A 16,560-nucleotide genomic window follows, 5' to 3' on the forward strand; every position below is an offset into this window, starting at 1 on the left:
GCGAGGGCGGCCGGGTCGGCCTCCGGCGGCCGCGGCCGGACGGCGCCCGGGCAAGGGGCGCCGCCGCGGACCGACGGCCCGGTCGGGATCAGCGGAAGACCTGGATGCCGCGCTTGGAGATCGCGGTCTGGCCGGAGAAGCGTGTCGCCGCCGAGGCGTAGAGGGTGGCGACGACCGAGCCGGAGGCGTCCTTGAGGACGACCTGCTTGCCGTCGAGGTCCCAGGCGCCGATCGACTTCAGCTCGTCGGAGGCGCAGCCGCGGGTGTTGGCGCGATAGCCGCCGGTCCAGCTGGTGAGGTTCATGAACAGCTGGCAGTTCTCACCGGCCGAGGCGAGCTTCCAGCCGCCCGAGAGGTCGGGCTTGCGGATCTCGACGGCGGTGGCGGCGGTCGGCTCGTTCGGCGTCAGGGCGGCGGTGTCGACCGGGGCGGGGGCCACCGGCGTCACCGGGGCGACCACCGGCGGCGGCAGCGGCTGGGCCGCGACCGGGGCGATCGGCTGCGGCTGCAGCGGCGCGACGCCGCCGCGGACGGGTTCGGAACCACCGAAGCGGCCGCACGCGGCGACCAGGACGGCGACCGCGAGGGTGCTGGCGAGCGGGGCGAGACGCATCGTCGTAATTCTCCTTGGCCGATCGGCGGCGCGGCGTCGAGGGGCCTCTCCTCGACTCGCCGGCCGTCCGCGCTTTTCGACCGGCATGATAGACTGCCGTTTTCCCGTGAGAAGTGAGCAAGGTCCGGAAATGCCGCCCGGGCGCGCCGTCGCCGCCGAGCGTTGCCGAGAAGGCACGGTCGTCGTATCGCTGGGGCCCCGCCGCCGATCTCCGGAGCCCCGCCCCTTGATCGCCTTCGTCGTCCGCACCCTCGGCCTCGTGCTCTTCGCGGCCTCCTTCGTCGCGCTGGTGGCGGACGGGGTGAAGTCGTTGTCCGCCGACGCCTGGACCTTCACGCCGCTCGGGGCGACCTGGGGGGCGGCGAGCCCGGGCTCGCTCGCGGCCTTCACGTCCGTGGCGAAGGCGGCGACGCCCGCCTATCTATGGGAGGCGGTGGCGGCGGCCTTCCTGGCGGCCCCCACCTTCGCGGTCGGCGGCCTCTGCGGCGTCGCGCTGCTGGTCGCCGGCGCCAAGCGCCGGCGCGGCCGCTGACCGATCCGACCGGCCATCCGAGGGAGACGAGGAATGTACCTGCTCAACATGCTCGGCAAGAAGCTCGCCATCCCCGCGGCCGCCGAGGCGCTGCCCGGCCGGCCGGAGCCGCGGCCGACCGCCGATACCCACCACGTCAACGGCCGGCCGCTGAAGGGCCCCTACGGCGAGGGCCTGCGCACGGCGACCTTCGGCCTCGGCTGCTTCTGGGGCGCCGAGCGGCGGTTCTGGCAGACGCCGGGCGTGGTCGTCAGCATGGTCGGCTACGCCGGCGGCCATACGCCGAACCCAACCTACGAGGAGGTCTGCACCGGCCTGACCGGCCACAACGAGGTGGTGCGCGTGGTCTACGACCCCGCCGTGATCTCCTACGCGGGTCTGCTCAAGGTGTTCTTCGAGAACCACGACCCGACCCAGGGCATGCGCCAGGGCAACGACGTCGGCACCCAGTACCGCTCGGGCATCTACTACGAGACCGAGGAGGAGCGCGCCACAGCCGAGGACGCCGCCGCGCGCTACGGCGCCGCGCTCGCCGCCCGCGGGCTCAAGGCGGTGACGACCGAGATCCTGCCGGCCGGGCCGTTCTACTACGCCGAGGCCTATCACCAGCAGTATCTCGCGAAGAACCCGAACGGCTACTGCGGTCTCGGCGGCACCGGCGTCTCCTGCCCGCTGCCGACCGGCGTGACCGCCTGAGAATGGTCCGGCGGGCTCCCGCGCGTCGGGAGCCCGCGAGGTCTCGCGAGGCCGGTGCCCGTCAGGAGCTGCCGATCAAGATCCCGGTGCCGAACACCAGCAGGCCGCCGACGACGATCTGGAAGGCGGCGCGCAGGAACGGCGTGTCCATGTACTTCCAGCGGATGTAGGAGATCGCCCAGAGCTCGACGAACACGATCAGGATCGCCACGGCCGTGGCGCTCCAGAAGTCGGGGATCAGGTAGGGCAGCGAATGGCCGAGGCCGCCGACCGCCGTCATCACGCCGGCGGCCGTGCCGCGCGCCACCGGGCTGCCGCGGCCGGTCAGCGAGCCGTCGTCGGAGAGCGCTTCGGTCAGGCCCATCGAGATGCCGGCGCCGATCGAGGCGGCGGTGCCGACCAGGAAGGTCTCCCAGGTGTTCTGGGTCGCGAAGGCGGCGGCGAACACCGGCGCGAGGGTGGAGACCGAGCCGTCCATCAGGCCGGCGAGACCGGGCTGGACGTAGGTCAGCACGAACTGGCGGTGGGCGGCGGCGTCCTCGTCGGCGCGCACGTCGTCGGGCAGGTGGCGCTGCTCGAGCCGTTCGGCGACGTGCCGGTGGCCGCGCTCGGCGGCGGCGAGGCTGCCGAGCAGCGCGCGGGTGGCGGCGTCGGACGTGCGCTCGGCGGCCTTCATGTAGAACAGCTCGGCCTGCCGCTCCATGTCGGCGGCCTCGTCGCGGACGCGGTCGAGGCCGAGCGGGCGGACCAGCCAATAGGGCTTGCGCTGGTAGAAGCCGCGGACGTGCTCGCGCCGGATCAGCGGGATGGTTTCGCCGAAGCGGGTGCGGAAGGTCTCGATCAGGCGCAGGCGATGCTCGTTCTCCTCGGCCGCCATGGCGTCGAACATCGCCGCCGACGCCGGATGATCGGCCCTGAGGCCGTCGGCGTAGGTGGCGTAGATCTTCATGTCCTCCTCCTCGGAGGAGATCGCGAGCGCCAGGATCTCCTTCTCGCCAAGGTCGGAGAAGTCGCGACGGGACAGGGAAAGCATGAGTTCGCCATTCCAGTTTAGAATGATTCCAAATTAACGCGCGAATGCGGCGGCGGCAACCCCGCGCGGCTGCGCTATGTTCTCCGCGCGGGTCGGCCGATCCGCATGCCACCACCGCCGACGACGAGGAGCGTCCATGGCCGTCCGTCCCAAGATCCTGGTGTTCTCCGGCTCGATCCGGGCCGAGAGCTTCAACGCCCGCCTCGCGGCCCTCGCGGTCAAGGCGATCGCGCTGCGCGACGGCGAGCCGACGCTGATCTCGCTCGCCGACTATCCGATGCCGATCTACGACGGCGACCTCGAGAAGGCGGAGGGCGTTCCGGAGGCGGGGCGGCGGCTGCACGACCTGATGATCGCGCACGCCGGCGTGTTCATCGCCTCGCCGGAGTACAACCAGTCGGTCACGCCGCTCCTGAAGAACACGATCGACTGGGTCAGCCGGATCCGCCCGGACGGCCCGCGGGCGCCGACGCCGTGGAAGGACCGGATCTTCGCGCTCGGCGGCGCCTCGCCCGGCTATTTCGGCGCGACGCGGTCGCTGGCGCACCTGCGCCACATCCTGACGATGTCGCTCGGCGCCTGGGTGCTGCCGGACCAGGTCTCGGTGCCCTCCGCTTCCACCGCCTTCGCGCCCGACGGGGCGCTCGCCTCGGAGCGGGCGCAGGCGCAGCTCGACGGCGTGGTCGCCCGGCTGATCGAGGAAGCGGCCCGCCGGACCTGACGGACGGCGGCTCTCGGGGCTCGTCCGTCAGCGCGCCGGCCGGACGGGGGCCGGCGCGCCGGCGGCCGGGCGGGGCTCGTCGCGGCGGCGCAGGAACGGCCGCTCGATCCAGCGGTACGACAGCGCCGCCAGCGCGATGGTGCCCGCCAGCGCCAGGAGGGCCGAGGCCGGATTGGCGCCGAGCTTCCTGAAGGCCAAGAACAGCATCGGGACGTGCCAGAGGTAGATGCCGTAGGAACGAGCACCGACCCACAGGACGAGCCGGTTGCCGAGCAGGCAGCGGCCGATCCGACCCGGGCGGTGCGCGGCGACGACGAGCACCGCCGCGCAGAGGGCGACGACGGTGAAGCCGCCCATCGCCATCACCCGCGAGGTCCAGCCGAGCCGAACGAAGACGGCGACGAGCACGGCGAGGGCGATCGGCGCGAGCGCGCGGACCAGACGTTCCGGTACGGCTTCCACGCCGGCGAGCGCCAGGGCGCAACCGATCAGGAGGGCGTCCGCCCGGGTGTCGAGGCCGGCGTAGGTGCGGGCCGGCGCGGCGCCGCCGAGCGCCAGGGCGAGCCGCCACGCCGCGACGGCGACGATCGCGCCGACGACGACCGCGACGGCCGCGCGCCGGCTCGGCAGCCGCAACAGGAGGGTCAGGAGCGTCGGCCAGAGCAGGTAGAACTGTTCCTCGAGCGACAGCGACCACGTGTGGGCGAGGATGCCGCCTCTTTCGAAGTCGAAGGCGACGAACCAGTTGGTCAGGCTGGCGGCCGCCAGCAGGACCTGCCGGTACTGCCGGGCGTACGGCAATCCGGCGAGCAAGGTGCCCGCGGCGACCGCGATCAGCAGCACGGCGAGCGCCGGCCAGATGCGGCGGACGCGGCGGGCGTAGAAGGCGCGGATGCGCAGCCGGCCGGCGGCGTCGCGGTCGCCGAGCAGGCTCTCGGTGATGAGGAAGCCGCTGAGGACGAAGAAGACGTCGACGCCGAGGAAGCCGCCGCGGATCGTGTTCGGCGCGACGTGCAGCGCGACGACCGCCGCGACGGCATAGGCGCGCAGTCCGTCGAGTTCCGGTCGCCGATCCCGCATCGATGCCCACGGTCAGAGGTCGAAGCCGCAGCCACGGCGGCGGTTGCCGCCGACTGCATAGGGTGAATCGCCCGCCTTGGCAAAGCCGCCCGGTGCGACGGCCGGGGTCAGCGCCAGCCGTCCTCGCGCCACATCCGCTCGAGTGCGACGCGGTGGTTCGGGTAGCCGTAGACGAGGCCGAGTTCGCGCTTGGAGCGGGCGTTGGCGACGCGCTTGTTCTCGCCGTAGAAGCTGCGCGCCATCGGCGACAGGTCGGCGGTCTCGAAGTCCTGTTCCGGCGGCGGGGCGACGCCCATCAGCGCGGCGGCGTGGGCGACGACGTCCTGCGGCGGCGAAGGCTCGTCGTCGGTGACGTTGAAAACGCCGTCGGCGCCCTTGCGGAAGGCGAGGCGGACCGCCTCGGCGATGTCGTCGACGTGGATGCGGTTGAACACCTGCCCCGGCTTGACCAGCCGCCGGGCGGTGCCGTCCGCGAGGTTGACGAAGGCGTTGCGGCCGGGGCCGTAGATGCCGGAGAGCCGCAGGATCGCCACCGGCACCTTGGTCATCGCGCCGTGGCGGCGCCAGCGCGCCTCGGCGGCGAGGCGGGCGACCGAGCGGGCCGACACCGGCTTCTCGGGCGTGCGCTCGTCGACCCAGGCGCCGCCGTGGTCGCCGTAGACGCCGACGGTGGAAAGATAGACGATCGAGGCGAGCGATCGGGCGAGCGCGAGGTCGGCGCCGTGGACGTTCAGCACGGGGTCGCCGGCCTCGCCGGGGGCGACCGATACCAGCACGTGGCTCGCCCGGGCGAGCGCCTCGCGCAGGCGCGGCGCGGGGTCGCGGCCGTCGAAGACGATGGCGTCGATGCCGGCGGCGCGCATCGCCTCGGCCTTGGCCGGGTCGCGGGTGGTCGCGGCGACCTCGGTCGAGGGCCCGGCGAGCCGGCGCACCGCGGCCGCGGCGGAATAGCCGTATCCGAACACGAAGAGCCGCACGCCGTCCTCCCGCACCGTCGCACCGTCCGTTTGCATAGACGAGGCGCCGGCCTACATAAAGCGGCGATCCGCGGGCCGACCGGTCCCGCGAACCCGCAGGGGCGGGGAGGGTGCTCCGGGCCCTCGCCGTCCGCCAGATCGGAGTTTCCCATGTCGGAACAGAACCCCTCGCCGCCGTGGCACGGCACCACGATCGTCACGGTGCGCAAGGGTGGCAAGGTCGTCGTCGCCGGCGACGGCCAGGTGTCGCTCGGCAACACCGTGATCAAGCACACCGCGCGCAAGGTGCGCCGGCTCGGCCGCGGCGACGTGCTCGCCGGCTTCGCCGGCGCCACCGCCGACGCCTTCACCCTGTTCGAGCGGCTCGAGGCCAAGCTCGAGCAGTATCCCGGCCAGCTCACCCGCGCCTGTGTCGAGCTCGCCAAGGACTGGCGCACCGACCGCTACCTGCGCCGGCTCGAGGCGATGATGCTGGTGGCCGACGCCGAGGTCAGCCTCGTGCTGACCGGCACCGGCGACGTGCTCGAGCCCGAGGGCGGCGTGATGGGCATCGGCTCCGGCGGCACCTACGCGCTCGCCGCCGCCCGTGCCCTGATGGACACCGACCGCGACGCCGAGGCGATCGCGCGGCGGGCGATGGCGATCGCCGCCGAGATCTGCGTCTTCACCAACGAGAACGTGGTGGTCGAGAGCCTCGACGCCACCGCCTGACCGGCCGCTCGCCCAGAGGGCCAACCGAGGACCATGCCCCCGATGACCGATTTTTCCCCCCGGGAGATCGTCTCCGAACTCGACCGCTACATCGTCGGCCAGAAGGACGCCAAGCGCGCGGTCGCGATCGCGCTGCGCAACCGCTGGCGCCGCCTGCAGCTCGTCGGCCCGCTCCGCGAGGAGGTGCTGCCGAAGAACATCCTGATGATCGGGCCGACCGGTGTCGGCAAGACCGAGATCGCCCGCCGGCTCGCCAAGCTCGCCAACGCGCCCTTCATCAAGGTGGAGGCGACCAAGTTCACCGAGGTCGGCTACGTCGGCCGCGACGTCGAGCAGATCGTGCGCGACCTCGTCGAGGTCGCGATCGGGCAGGTGCGCGAGGCCGGGCGCAAGGGCGTCCGCGCAAAGGCGCACATGCAGGCCGAGGAGCGCGTGCTCGACGTCCTGGTCGGCGCCTCGGCGAGCCCGGCGACGCGCGACAGTTTCCGCCGCAAGCTGCGCGCCAACGAGCTCGACGACAAGGAGATCGAGATCCAGACGACCGCGCCGGCGGGCGCGCCGAATTTCGAGATCCCCGGCGTGCCCGGTGGCACGGTCGGCGTGATGAACCTCTCCGACATGATGTCGAAGATGATGGGCGGCCAGAAGAAGACCCGCCGCACCACCGTCAGGGACGCCTACGAGCCGCTGATCCAAGAGGAGAGCGACAAGCTCATCGACCAGGAGCAGGTGGTGCAGGAGGCGATCCGGGTGGTGGAGAACAACGGCATCGTCTTCCTCGACGAGATCGACAAGATCTGCGCCCGCGACGGCCGGGTCGGCGGCGACGTCTCCCGCGAGGGCGTGCAGCGCGACCTGCTGCCGCTGATCGAGGGCACGACGGTCTCGACCAAGCACGGGCCGGTCAAGACCGACCACGTCCTGTTCATCGCGTCCGGCGCCTTCCACGTCGCCAAGCCGTCGGACCTGCTGCCGGAGCTGCAGGGCCGCCTGCCGATCCGGGTCGAGCTGAAGCCGCTGACGCGCGAGGACTTCCGCCGGATCCTGACCGAGCCGGAGGCGAGCCTGATCAAGCAGTACGTGGCGCTGATGGCGACCGAGGGCGTCACCCTCGTCTTCGCCGAGGACGCGGTCGACGCGATCGCCGGCATCGCGGTCGACGTCAACGCCTCGGTCGAGAACATCGGCGCGCGCCGGCTGCAGACGGTGATGGAGCGGATCCTCGACGACATCTCCTACACCGCGCCGGACCGTTCCGGCGAGACCGTGACGATCGACGCCGCCTTCGTGCGCGCGGCGGTCGGCGACCTCGCCCGCAACGCCGACCTCAGCCGCTTCATCCTGTGACAAGGCGGGCGGCGGCGACTATGATCGGACGCGAAGGAGCCGAGCCGATGATCAGGGTCGCCGCCGACACTCTGCCGCACGAACTCCTCGCCTTGATCGCCAAGGTCGAGGCGGGCGACGTCGTTCTCTTGGAGCGCAATGGCGTCGTCATCGCCCGCATCGAGCCGCCGGCCGCCATGGCCATTCCTTCGGGCGACACGGTCGCGGACACGTCCACTCCTGCGGAGCCGATCGAGCCGGCGGTCGTGGACGCCGCGGCCGAATCGCCATTGGCCAGGGAATTGCGCGAACTTCGCAAGGGCGTCACGCTCGGCGGTCTCGATTGGAAGGCGCTCCGCGACGAGGGACGCCGGTGACGGGCCTCGTCCTCGACTGCTCCGCGGCGCTGACCTGGGCTTTCGAAGACGAATGGAGCGAAGCGGCCGCTCGTCTGCTTGCCCGGGTGGAGGAGCAGGGCGCGGTCGTGCCGTCCATATGGCGGCTGGAGTTCGCCAATGTCCTGGTGCTGGCCGAACGGCGCGGGAGGATCGTGGCCGGTGGGGCTCGCGTCCGTTTGGCTGAAATCGAACGGCTACCGATCCGGACCGACGAGAACGGCCAGACGTGGGTATGGACGGCGACGGTCGATCTCGCCGTAGCCGAGCGGCTCACGGTCTATGACGCGAGCTACCTGGAACTCGCGCTGCGCCTCTCCCTTCCCCTCGCCACCAAGGATCGCGACCTCGTCGCCGCTGCCCGCCGGCGCGGCGCCGACCTCATTCCCCTGATGGACGCCTGACCGATGACCCCCCTCTCCCCCCTCGAGATCGAACGCTACGCCCGCCACATCGTGCTGCGCGAGGTCGGCGGGCCAGGGCAGCAGAAGCTGAAGGCGGCGCGGGTGCTGGTGGTGGGCGCCGGCGGCCTCGGGGCGCCGGCGATCCAGTATCTCGCCGCGGCGGGCGTCGGCACGCTCGGCCTCGTCGACGACGACACGGTGTCGCTGTCGAACCTGCAGCGTCAGGTGATCCACGACACCGACGCGGTCGGACGGCCGAAGGTCGCGAGCGCCGCCGCCGCGGTGGCGCGGATCAACCCGAATGTGACGGTGGAGGCGCACGGCTTCCGGCTCGGGCCCGACCGGGCCGCCGACCTCCTCGCCGGCTACGACGTGATCGTCGACGGTTCGGACAATTTCACGACCCGCTATCTCCTCGCCGACACCGCCGCGGCGGTGCGCCGGCCGCTGGTGACGGCGGCGATCGGCACCTTCGACGGCTCGCTGACGACGCTGATGCCCTACGAGAGCGACGCCGAGGGGCGCCCCAATCCCGGCTACCGCGACCTCTTCCCGGAGGCGCCGCCACCGGGCACGGTGCCGACCTGCGCCGAGGCGGGCGTGATCGGCGCGCTGCCGGGCGTGCTCGGCTCGCTGCAGGCGATGGAGGTGATCAAGCTCGTCTGCGGCATCGGCGAACCGCTGGTCGGCCGGCTGCTGCTCGTGGACACCCTGGCGATGCGCTTCGAGACGGTGCGCTACCGCACCCGCCGCCGGGCGGAGTGACGCCCTCGGGGGCTCGTACCGAGCTCGCAAAGTTCCGAGCGCTGGTCGGAGCCTTGCGCGCGAGAAGCGCCCGACCGGGCGTCGGCCGAAAGGCAGAGACGCCGTAAAATCCCGACGAGTCGGGACTTTACGGGACAGGGCTCACGCGGCGGCGAGGCGCAGGCCGAAGCCGATCAGCACGGTGCCGAACACCCAGCGCTGCACCCGCTCGACCAGCCCGTGGCCGCGGGCGAGGCGGCCGAGCGCGCCGCCGGCGAAGCCGAAGACGAGGTCGAAGCCGGCTCCGACCGCGACCAGGACGGCGCCGAGCAGGGCGAACTGGGCGCCGACGCCGCCGGCGGCGGGGTCGACGAACTGCGGCAGCAACACCGACGTGAACAGGTAGGCCTTGGGATTGAGGGCGCTGGTGGCGAGGCCGCGGCGCACCGAGGCGGCGAGCGGGCCGCCGGTGGGGCCGCCGGCCGCGGCGCCCGGCAGCAGCGAGGGCGCGCGCAGGATCTTCACGCCGAGGACGGCGAGATAGGCGGCGCCGGCCCAGCGGATCACCTCGTAGGCGAGCGGCGAGGCCGCGACCACGGCGGCGAGGCCGACGGCGGAGAGCACGACGTGGCCGGCGCGGGCGAGGCCGAGCCCGGCGGCGCTGGCCGCGACGTGGGCGCGTCCGCGGGCGGCGCCGGTCTGGATCACCAGCATCATGTCGGGGCCGGGCACCAGGAAGGCGACGGCGAGGGCGGCGAGGAAGAGGGCGGGGTCGGTCACGGCGGGGCTCCCTGGACCGCTCCTGGATAGCGCGGAGAGGGCGGGAGAGTCCTTGCGTTCCCTGCCCGGATGGATCATGAAATCGGCAGATCCCGCCCCGAATGGGCGCTCTGGAGGTGGATCCTGCCGAAACCCAAGCTCGACGCGATCGACCGCCGCATCCTCGCGGCGCTGCAGGGGGACGCCCGGATCTCCAACGTCGACCTCGCCGACGCCGTCGGGCTGTCGCAGTCGCCCTGCCTCAGGCGCGTGCGTGCCCTCGAGGAGGCCGGGGTGATCACCGGCTATCGGGCGACGCTGGACCGGCCGGCGGTCGGCCTCGGCCTGACGGTGTTCGTGGGGGTCAAGGTGGCGCGGCACACCGACGCCGACGCCTCGGCCTTCCGCACCGCCGTCGCCGCGCTGCCGGAGGTGGTGAGCTGCCACCTCGTCTCCGGTGAATCCGACTTCCTGTTGCAGGTGGTGCTGCCGGGCCTCGCCGCCTACGAGCGGCTCCTCACGGGCACGCTGCTGAAAGTGCCGGGCGTCCAGGACATCCGCTCCAATTTCGCGATCCAGACCGTCAAGGACGGCGGCGCGCTGCCGCTCGGCCACGTCGGGGCGGAGCCGGACCGTGGTTGAAGCCCCGCCGGCCGGCCGCTACGGTGCGCGCATGAGCAACACGGTGAAGCTCGCCGACGTCGCGCGCGCGGCGGGCGTCAGCCAGGGCACGGTCTCGAACGTCTTCAACCGTCCGGACCTCGTCAGCCCGGAGCTGCGCGAGCGGGTGGAGGCGGCGGCGCGCACGCTCGGCTACCGCGGCCCGGACCCGCGCGGCCGGCTGCTGCGCGCCGGCCGGGTCAACGCCATCGGCGTCGTCTCGGGCGATCCGCTCGCCACCTTCTTCGCCGACCCCTACGACCGCCGCCTGCTCGCCGGCATCGCGCGCGGCTGCGACGACCGTGGCGCCGGCATCGCGCTGGTCTCGGCCGCCGACGACGAGGCGGCGAGCTGGAACATCAGGACCGCGCTAGTCGACGGCTTCATCCTCAACTGCCTCGTCGAGGGCAGCCGGCTGGTCGACCACGCCGCCCGGCGCGGCCTGCCCTTCGTGGCGGTCGACCATTCGCCGGGCAACGGCGCCGACGTGGTCCAGGTCGACGACCGTGCCGGCGCCCGGCTCGCCGCCGCCCATCTCGCCGACCTCGGCCACCGCCGCTTCGCCGTGCTGGCGCTCGGCTTCGACGTCGACCGCCGCGTCGGCTTCGTCGACTGCGACCGCGTCAAGGCGATCCGCTACGACGTGGTCCGCAACCGCCTCGCCGGCTTCCGCGACGCCATCGCGGCGGTCGGTGCGCCCGAGCCGCTGGTGTGGGAGAGCCCGAACACCGCGGCCGCCGCCGAGGCCGGCGTGATGGCGGTGCTGGCGCGCGATCCCGCGGTCACCGCCTTCCTCTGCATGTCCGACGTGCTGGCGATGGCCGCGATCGACGCGCTCCGGGCGGCCGGCCGGCGCGTGCCGGAGGACGTCTCCGTCACCGGCTACGACGACGTCGACGACGCGGCGACGGTGCGCCCGTCGCTGACCACGGTGCACCAGCCGATCGAGGACAAGGGCGCCGCCGCGATCCGCATGGTGTTCGACGGCGACGCCGAAGACCGCGGCAGCCGCGTCGTGACGCTGCCGGTGTCGCTGGTGGTACGCGGCTCGACGGGGCCGGCGCCGCGGCGGTGAAATCGATTGTAACGAGGCCCGGGGCGCGGCGGGATCACCCCTTGCGGCGGTCGAGGGCGTCGCGGAGGCGCGCGTAGGGCAGGAAGGCGTAGGGGGCGAGGCGGGCCAGCCGGTGGACGGCGATCGGGATCGGCGCGGCGAAGGGCAGGCCGATGCCGTCGTGGCCGCAGAGGTGGTCGGCGATCGCCTTGCCGATCATGGTGGAGACGGCGATGCCGCGCCCGTTGCAGCCGATGCCGGCGAGGAGGCCGGGGGCGAGTTCGAACAGGTGCGGCAGGAAGTCCGGCATCACGGCGGCGACGCCGGTCCAGGCGTGGGCGATCGGCGGCAGGTCGGGCAGGCCGAGGATGCGGGCGGCGCGGGCGTGGATGGCGGCGGGGATGCGCCGCTCGGCGCCGAAGGGCCAGGCCGCCATGCCGCCGGTGATCAGGCGGTTCTCGGCGTCGAAGCGAAAGGTGAAGAGGTCGCGGGCGGTGTCGGAGACGCACTGGTCGTCCGGCAGCAGGCGTGCGCGCACCGACGCGGGCAGCGGCTCGGTCGCGATCTGGTGGACGGTGAGCGGCAGGAAGCTCAGGGCGAGCCGGCGATCGAGCGCACCCATGGCGTTGGTGGCGACGACGACGGCGTCGGCGCCTATCCGGCCGCGGGGCGTGACGACGGTCCAGCCGGAGCCGTCGCGCTCCAGCGCCGTGACCGGGCTGCGCTCGTGGACCACCGCGCCGGCCGCCTCGGCGGCGGCGGCGAGGCCGGCGGCATAGTCGACCGGGTGGACGACGCCGCCGGAGCGGTCGATCCAGCCGCCGGGGGAATAGGCGGTGCCGAGCGAGGCGGCGAGATCCTCGGCCTTCAGCCACTCGGCGGGACGGCCGCGGTCGGCCCAGGCCCTGGCCCGCTTCGACAACTTGGGTAGCGCGACCTTGGCGTGGGCCGGCTGGATCCAGCCGGACTGGCGGGCGTCGCAGCGGATCTTGAGCCGGCGTATCAATCCGAAGACGAGGTCGGCGGAGGCGCCGGTGGCGGCGAGCAGGCGCTCGCCGGCCTCCGGGCCGAGGCGGGCGAGGACCGCGTCCGGGTCGACCTTGGCGAAGTTCGGGACCACGAAGCCGGCGTTGCGGCCGCTGGCGCCGGCGGCGATGGTGCCGGCCTCGACCAGCGTGACGGCGCGGCCGCTCTCGGCGAGATGGAGCGCGGCGGAGAGGCCGAGGAAGCCGCCGCCGACCACGGCGACGGCGGTGCGGCGTTCGCCGGCAAGGGCGGGGCGCACCGCGCGCGGGCGGGCGGTGGCGGTCCAGAGCGGCACGCCGAAGCGCGTGGTGGTGGCGATGGCCGTCACGGCGACGCGGTTCCCCCCGGCGGTGTCGGACGCGCGCGGAGGTGCCGCGACACGGTCCTCGTCTCGCCGATCAGGCCGCGCGGTCGGAACACCAGGACGGCGGCCAGCATGATGCCGATCGCCACGATCTGCAACGCCGCGGCGCGGGCCTGGTGCTCGGGCGGCACCAAGGCGCCGACCAGCGACGACGACAGCGCCCACAGGCCCCAGACCAGCACGCCGCCGGCGATGGCGCCGCGGTTGTTGCCGGAGCCGCCGACGATCAGCATGGTCCAGACCTGGAAGGTCAGCGTCGGCTGGTAGTTGTCGGGGGCGACGAAGCCGATGAAATGGGCCTGGAGCGCGCCGGCGAGACCCATCGCCGCGCCGCCGATCGCGAAGGCCTGCAGGCGCAGCCGGGTCGGGTCCTTGCCGAGCGAGGCGGCGGCGGTCTCGTCCTCGCGCAGCGCCCGGAGCGCGCGGCCCCAGGGGCTGGCGACGAGCCGTTCCAGGGCGAGGTAGACCGCGAGCACCACGGCGGCGACCACGGCGAGGTTGACCGCGCCGAACAGGCCGGGCGTCGCGGCGAGGCCGGCGAAGGGACGCGGGATGAAACCGACGCCGAACGGCCCGCCGGTCAGCGGCACCGCGTTGAGCGCGACGAGGTGGATCGCCACCGCGACGCCGAAGGTGGTGATGGCGAGATAGTCCGAGCGCAGGCGCAACGTCAGCGCGCCGACGGCGGCCGAGATGGCGGCGGCGGCGACGCCCGCGCCGAGCCAGCCGACGACGATCGGCAGGCCGAGCCCGCCGAGCCGGTCCGGCGCGTCGGGCGTCGTCAGCAGCGCCGAGGCGTAGGCGCCGACGGCGACGAAGCCGGCGACGCCGACGTTGAAGAGGCCGGTCTGGCCCCATTGCAGGTTCAGGCCGAGGCAGATCAGCGAATAGGTCAGCGCCGTCGTCAGGAAGAAGGCGCCGTAGGAGAGGAGGTCGATCATGCCTCGCCCTTTCCGAACAGCCCGGTCGGGCGCACCAGCAGCACGGCGACGAGCAGCACGAAGGCGACGCCGGCGCGCCACTCGGCGCCGACGAACTGCACCGTCGCCGCCTCGGCGAGGCCGACGATCAGCCCGCCCGCGACCGCGCCGGGCACGCTGCCGATGCCGCCGAGGATCGCCGCGGAGAACAGCGGCAGCAGGAGGTCGAAGCCCATGGTCGGGCGGATCTGGACCAGGAGGCCGCCGGCGATGCCGGCCGCGCCGGCGAGCGCGCCGCCGGCGATCCAGGTGATCCGGACGACGGTGGCGACGTCGATGCCGACGACGCGGGCGAGCGCGGGGTTCTGGCTGACCGCCCGCATCGCCCGGCCGGTCTGGGTCCGCGTCAGGGCGAGGTGGACGGCGACGACCAGGACCGCGGTGGCCGCGAGCAGGGCGATCTGGTCGGGCGTGACGCGGATGCCGAGGCCGATCGGCATGGCGATCTGGATCGCGCGGGAGAAATAGGTCGGGCTCGAGGTGAAGGTGAACTCGACGAGGGCGCGCAGCGCCATCGAGGCGCCGAAGCTCGCCATCACGACGACGATGGTGCCGCCGCGCTCGCGCAGCCGCGAGAACAACAGGGCGTCGAGCGCGACGGCGAGGAGGGCGGCGACCGCCATGCCGCCGACGGCGGCGAGCGCCAGTGGCCAGCCGAAGGACAGCGGCTTCCACGCCATCGCGCCGCCGGCGAGCGCGGCGATCGGGGCGAGGAGGGCGAGGCCGGCGTAGGCGCCGACGGTGACGAACTCGCCGTGGGCGAAGTTGGCGAAGCGCAGGATGGTGTAGGTGAGGGTGACGCCGATGGCGCCGAGGCCGATCAGCGCGCCGGCGATCAGGCCGTCGGCGAGGAACTGCAGGCTCATGGCGCGCCTCCGTCGCCGACCGGGCGGACCCCGAGGTAGAGTTCGGCGACGGCCGGATCGTCCCAGAGGGCGGCGGCAGGCCCCTCGTGGCGCTCGCGGCCCTCGACCAGCACGTAGGCGCGGTCGCCGATGGCGAGGGCGGCCTTGGCGTTCTGCTCGACCAGCAGGATGGTGACGCCGCCCTCGCGGATCTCGACCAGCTTGGCGAACACCTCGGCGACCAGCTTGGGCGACAGGCCGGCGGAGGGCTCGTCGAGCATCAGCACGCTCGGCCCCACCATCAGGGCGCGGGCGACCGCCACCATCTGGCGCTGGCCGCCGGAGAGCCGGCCGGCGTCGAGCCGGCGCTGGCGGGCGAGGTCGGGGAAGAGGGCGTACATGGCGTCGACCCGGGCGGCGAGGCCGGCGCGGCCGAACACGGCGCCGGCGACGCGCAGGTTGTCGTCGACCGACATGCGCGGGAACACGTTCTCGGTCTGCGGCACGAAGGCGAGGCCCTCGTGGACCATGCGGTGCGCGGGTGTGCGGGTGACATCGCGCCCGGCGAGGACGACGCTGCCGGCGGAGATCGGCACCAGCCCGGCGATCGCCTTGATCAGCGTCGACTTGCCGGCGCCGTTGGGACCGAGCACCACGACGATCTCGCCGCGGCCGACCGCGATCGAGGCGCCGCGGACGATCGGCACGCCTGGATCGTAGCCGGCGACGAGGCCCGCGGTGGAAAGGATCGGCGCGGCGCTCACGCGGCACCGCCGAGATAGGCCTCGACGACCCGGCGGTCGCGCGCGACCTCGGCCGGGGCGCCCTCGGCGAGGAGGCGCCCGGCGGCCATCACGTAGACCCGGCCGCACAGCCGGGCGACCATGTCCATGTCGTGCTCGATGACCAGGAAGGTGACGCCGCGGGCGTTGACGGCGAGGATGCGGTCGACGATCAGCCCGAGCAGCGTGCGGTTGACGCCGGCGGCGGGCTCGTCGAGCAGGATGGTGGCGGGCTCGGCCATCATGACGCGGGCGAGTTCCAGCAGCTTGCGCTGGCCGCCGGAGAGCACTCTGGCCGGCTGGTCGGCGAGGTGGCCGAGGGCGACGAAGTCGAGCAGGGCGCGGGCGCGCTCGGCGGCGGCGCGCTCGGCGGCGGCGACGCGGCCGGGGCGGAACAGGTTCGGCAGGATCGCCTCGCCGACGTGGCGCTGCGCCGCCGTCATCACGTTCTCGGTCAGCGTCATCTCGGGGAAGGGCCGCGGGATCTGGAAGGTGCGGCCGAGGCCGGCGGCGAGGCGCCGGTGCGCCTGCTCGTGCTGCACCGGGCGGCCGGCGACCAGGATCTCGCCCGAGGTCGGCGCGTGCCGGCCGGCGAGCAGGTCGAACATCGTGGTCTTGCCGGCGCCGTTCGGGCCGATCAGCCCGACGATCTCGCCGGGGCGTACCGCCAGCGACACCCCGTCGACCGCGGCGACGCCGCCGAAGCGCTTGACGACGTTGCGCGTCTCGATCGCGGCGGTGCCGGGAGCGTCGGAAAGGGTGGGTGGAGCGGCGTGCAAGCGGGCCCCCGTCGCATTTCGTGATTTTTGATCACGCTTGATATGATCACGGTAATATGATGCCATCCGTGGACGCAAG

General features: G+C 73.4%; 20 protein-coding genes. 10 read left to right on the forward strand and 10 right to left on the reverse strand.

Annotated features, from left to right (window positions below; all coding sequences use genetic code 11):
- Positions 1-88: 88 nt before the first annotated feature.
- Positions 89-613, reverse strand: a complete 525-nt coding sequence (locus tag EDD54_RS21110) for a protease inhibitor Inh/omp19 family protein (RefSeq protein ID WP_126540565.1) — start codon at positions 611-613, stop codon at positions 89-91.
- 226 nt (positions 614-839) lie between these two features.
- Between EDD54_RS21110 and EDD54_RS21115 the strand changes: the two genes are divergently transcribed.
- Positions 840-1,145, forward strand: coding sequence for a hypothetical protein (locus tag EDD54_RS21115; RefSeq protein WP_126540566.1), 306 nt, complete (start codon positions 840-842; stop codon positions 1,143-1,145).
- Between the two features lie 33 nt (positions 1,146-1,178).
- Entirely contained in the window at positions 1,179-1,841 is a 663-nt protein-coding gene (gene msrA, locus EDD54_RS21120) for a peptide-methionine (S)-S-oxide reductase MsrA (RefSeq protein WP_126540567.1), read from the forward strand.
- A gap of 61 nt (positions 1,842-1,902) precedes the next feature.
- Here the strand turns inward: msrA and mbfA are convergent, their stop codons facing one another.
- Positions 1,903-2,874 (reverse strand): iron exporter MbfA, encoded by a 972-nt coding sequence (mbfA, locus tag EDD54_RS21125; protein WP_126540568.1) that lies wholly within the window; start codon positions 2,872-2,874, stop codon positions 1,903-1,905.
- A gap of 136 nt (positions 2,875-3,010) precedes the next feature.
- Here mbfA and EDD54_RS21130 point away from each other — a divergent pair, with 136 nt between their 5' ends.
- A complete protein-coding gene (locus tag EDD54_RS21130) occupies positions 3,011-3,595 on the forward strand; it encodes an NADPH-dependent FMN reductase (RefSeq protein WP_126540569.1) in 585 nt (194 codons plus the stop codon).
- Positions 3,596-3,622: 27 nt separating this feature from the next.
- On the opposite strand, the gene EDD54_RS21135 is transcribed toward EDD54_RS21130, so the two are convergent.
- Together EDD54_RS21135 and EDD54_RS21140 are read right to left on the reverse strand one after the other, a co-directional pair.
- Positions 3,623-4,675, reverse strand: coding sequence for an acyltransferase family protein (locus EDD54_RS21135; protein WP_126540570.1), 1,053 nt, complete (start codon positions 4,673-4,675; stop codon positions 3,623-3,625).
- 107 nt (positions 4,676-4,782) lie between these two features.
- Positions 4,783-5,652 (reverse strand): SDR family oxidoreductase, encoded by an 870-nt coding sequence (locus EDD54_RS21140; protein ID WP_126540571.1) that lies wholly within the window; start codon positions 5,650-5,652, stop codon positions 4,783-4,785.
- A gap of 150 nt (positions 5,653-5,802) precedes the next feature.
- On the opposite strand from EDD54_RS21140, the gene hslV reads away from it, so the two are divergent.
- From hslV to moeB, 5 genes are read left to right on the forward strand one after another with little or no spacing between them, the layout of a single operon-like run.
- The gene (gene hslV, locus EDD54_RS21145) at positions 5,803-6,363 is read left to right on the forward strand and encodes an ATP-dependent protease subunit HslV (RefSeq protein WP_126540572.1); all 561 of its coding nucleotides are present in this window, start codon (positions 5,803-5,805) and stop codon (positions 6,361-6,363) included.
- A gap of 42 nt (positions 6,364-6,405) precedes the next feature.
- Positions 6,406-7,710, forward strand: a complete 1,305-nt coding sequence (hslU, locus tag EDD54_RS21150) for an ATP-dependent protease ATPase subunit HslU (protein WP_126540573.1) — start codon at positions 6,406-6,408, stop codon at positions 7,708-7,710.
- Positions 7,711-7,757: 47 nt separating this feature from the next.
- Positions 7,758-8,066: a hypothetical protein gene (locus EDD54_RS21155; RefSeq protein WP_126540574.1), complete on the forward strand. Its 309-nt coding sequence runs from the start codon at positions 7,758-7,760 to the stop codon at positions 8,064-8,066.
- Entirely contained in the window at positions 8,063-8,488 is a 426-nt protein-coding gene (locus EDD54_RS21160; protein ID WP_126540575.1) for a type II toxin-antitoxin system VapC family toxin, read from the forward strand. Before EDD54_RS21155 ends, EDD54_RS21160 begins: the two co-directional genes overlap by 4 nt.
- 3 nt (positions 8,489-8,491) lie before the next feature.
- Positions 8,492-9,253, forward strand: a complete 762-nt coding sequence (gene moeB, locus EDD54_RS21165; protein ID WP_126540576.1) for a molybdopterin-synthase adenylyltransferase MoeB — start codon at positions 8,492-8,494, stop codon at positions 9,251-9,253.
- A 141-nt stretch (positions 9,254-9,394) separates the two neighbouring features.
- Here moeB and EDD54_RS21170 read toward each other — a convergent pair whose 3' ends face one another.
- Entirely contained in the window at positions 9,395-10,012 is a 618-nt protein-coding gene (locus EDD54_RS21170; RefSeq protein WP_208112249.1) for a LysE family translocator, read from the reverse strand.
- 69 nt (positions 10,013-10,081) lie between these two features.
- Here EDD54_RS21170 and EDD54_RS21175 point away from each other — a divergent pair, with 69 nt between their 5' ends.
- Together EDD54_RS21175 and EDD54_RS21180 are read left to right on the forward strand one after the other, a co-directional pair.
- Positions 10,082-10,633, forward strand: coding sequence for an Lrp/AsnC family transcriptional regulator (locus tag EDD54_RS21175; protein ID WP_126540578.1), 552 nt, complete (start codon positions 10,082-10,084; stop codon positions 10,631-10,633).
- A complete protein-coding gene (locus EDD54_RS21180; protein ID WP_245515844.1) occupies positions 10,626-11,726 on the forward strand; it encodes a LacI family DNA-binding transcriptional regulator in 1,101 nt (366 codons plus the stop codon). Before EDD54_RS21175 ends, EDD54_RS21180 begins: the two co-directional genes overlap by 8 nt.
- Before the next feature lie 34 nt (positions 11,727-11,760).
- Here the strand turns inward: EDD54_RS21180 and EDD54_RS21185 are convergent, their stop codons facing one another.
- The 5 genes from EDD54_RS21185 to EDD54_RS21205 are packed head-to-tail and all read right to left on the reverse strand — an operon-like array spanning position 11,761 to position 16,481.
- Complete coding sequence (locus EDD54_RS21185; protein WP_126540579.1) at positions 11,761-13,059, reverse strand: NAD(P)/FAD-dependent oxidoreductase; 1,299 nt, start codon at positions 13,057-13,059, stop codon at positions 11,761-11,763.
- A complete protein-coding gene (locus EDD54_RS21190) occupies positions 13,056-14,036 on the reverse strand; it encodes a branched-chain amino acid ABC transporter permease (protein ID WP_126540580.1) in 981 nt (326 codons plus the stop codon). The genes EDD54_RS21185 and EDD54_RS21190 overlap by 4 nt, the downstream gene beginning before the upstream one ends.
- Positions 14,033-14,941, reverse strand: a complete 909-nt coding sequence (locus tag EDD54_RS21195) for a branched-chain amino acid ABC transporter permease (protein WP_126540581.1) — start codon at positions 14,939-14,941, stop codon at positions 14,033-14,035. The genes EDD54_RS21190 and EDD54_RS21195 overlap by 4 nt, the downstream gene beginning before the upstream one ends.
- A complete protein-coding gene (locus EDD54_RS21200) occupies positions 14,938-15,684 on the reverse strand; it encodes an ABC transporter ATP-binding protein (protein ID WP_126540582.1) in 747 nt (248 codons plus the stop codon). Before EDD54_RS21200 ends, EDD54_RS21195 begins: the two co-directional genes overlap by 4 nt.
- Complete coding sequence (locus tag EDD54_RS21205; protein ID WP_245515845.1) at positions 15,681-16,481, reverse strand: ABC transporter ATP-binding protein; 801 nt, start codon at positions 16,479-16,481, stop codon at positions 15,681-15,683. The genes EDD54_RS21200 and EDD54_RS21205 overlap by 4 nt, the downstream gene beginning before the upstream one ends.
- Between the last annotated feature and the right edge of the window lie 79 nt (positions 16,482-16,560).

This window comes from Oharaeibacter diazotrophicus (assembly GCF_004362745.1).
GTDB classification, from domain to species: Bacteria; Pseudomonadota; Alphaproteobacteria; order Rhizobiales; family Pleomorphomonadaceae; genus Oharaeibacter; species Oharaeibacter diazotrophicus.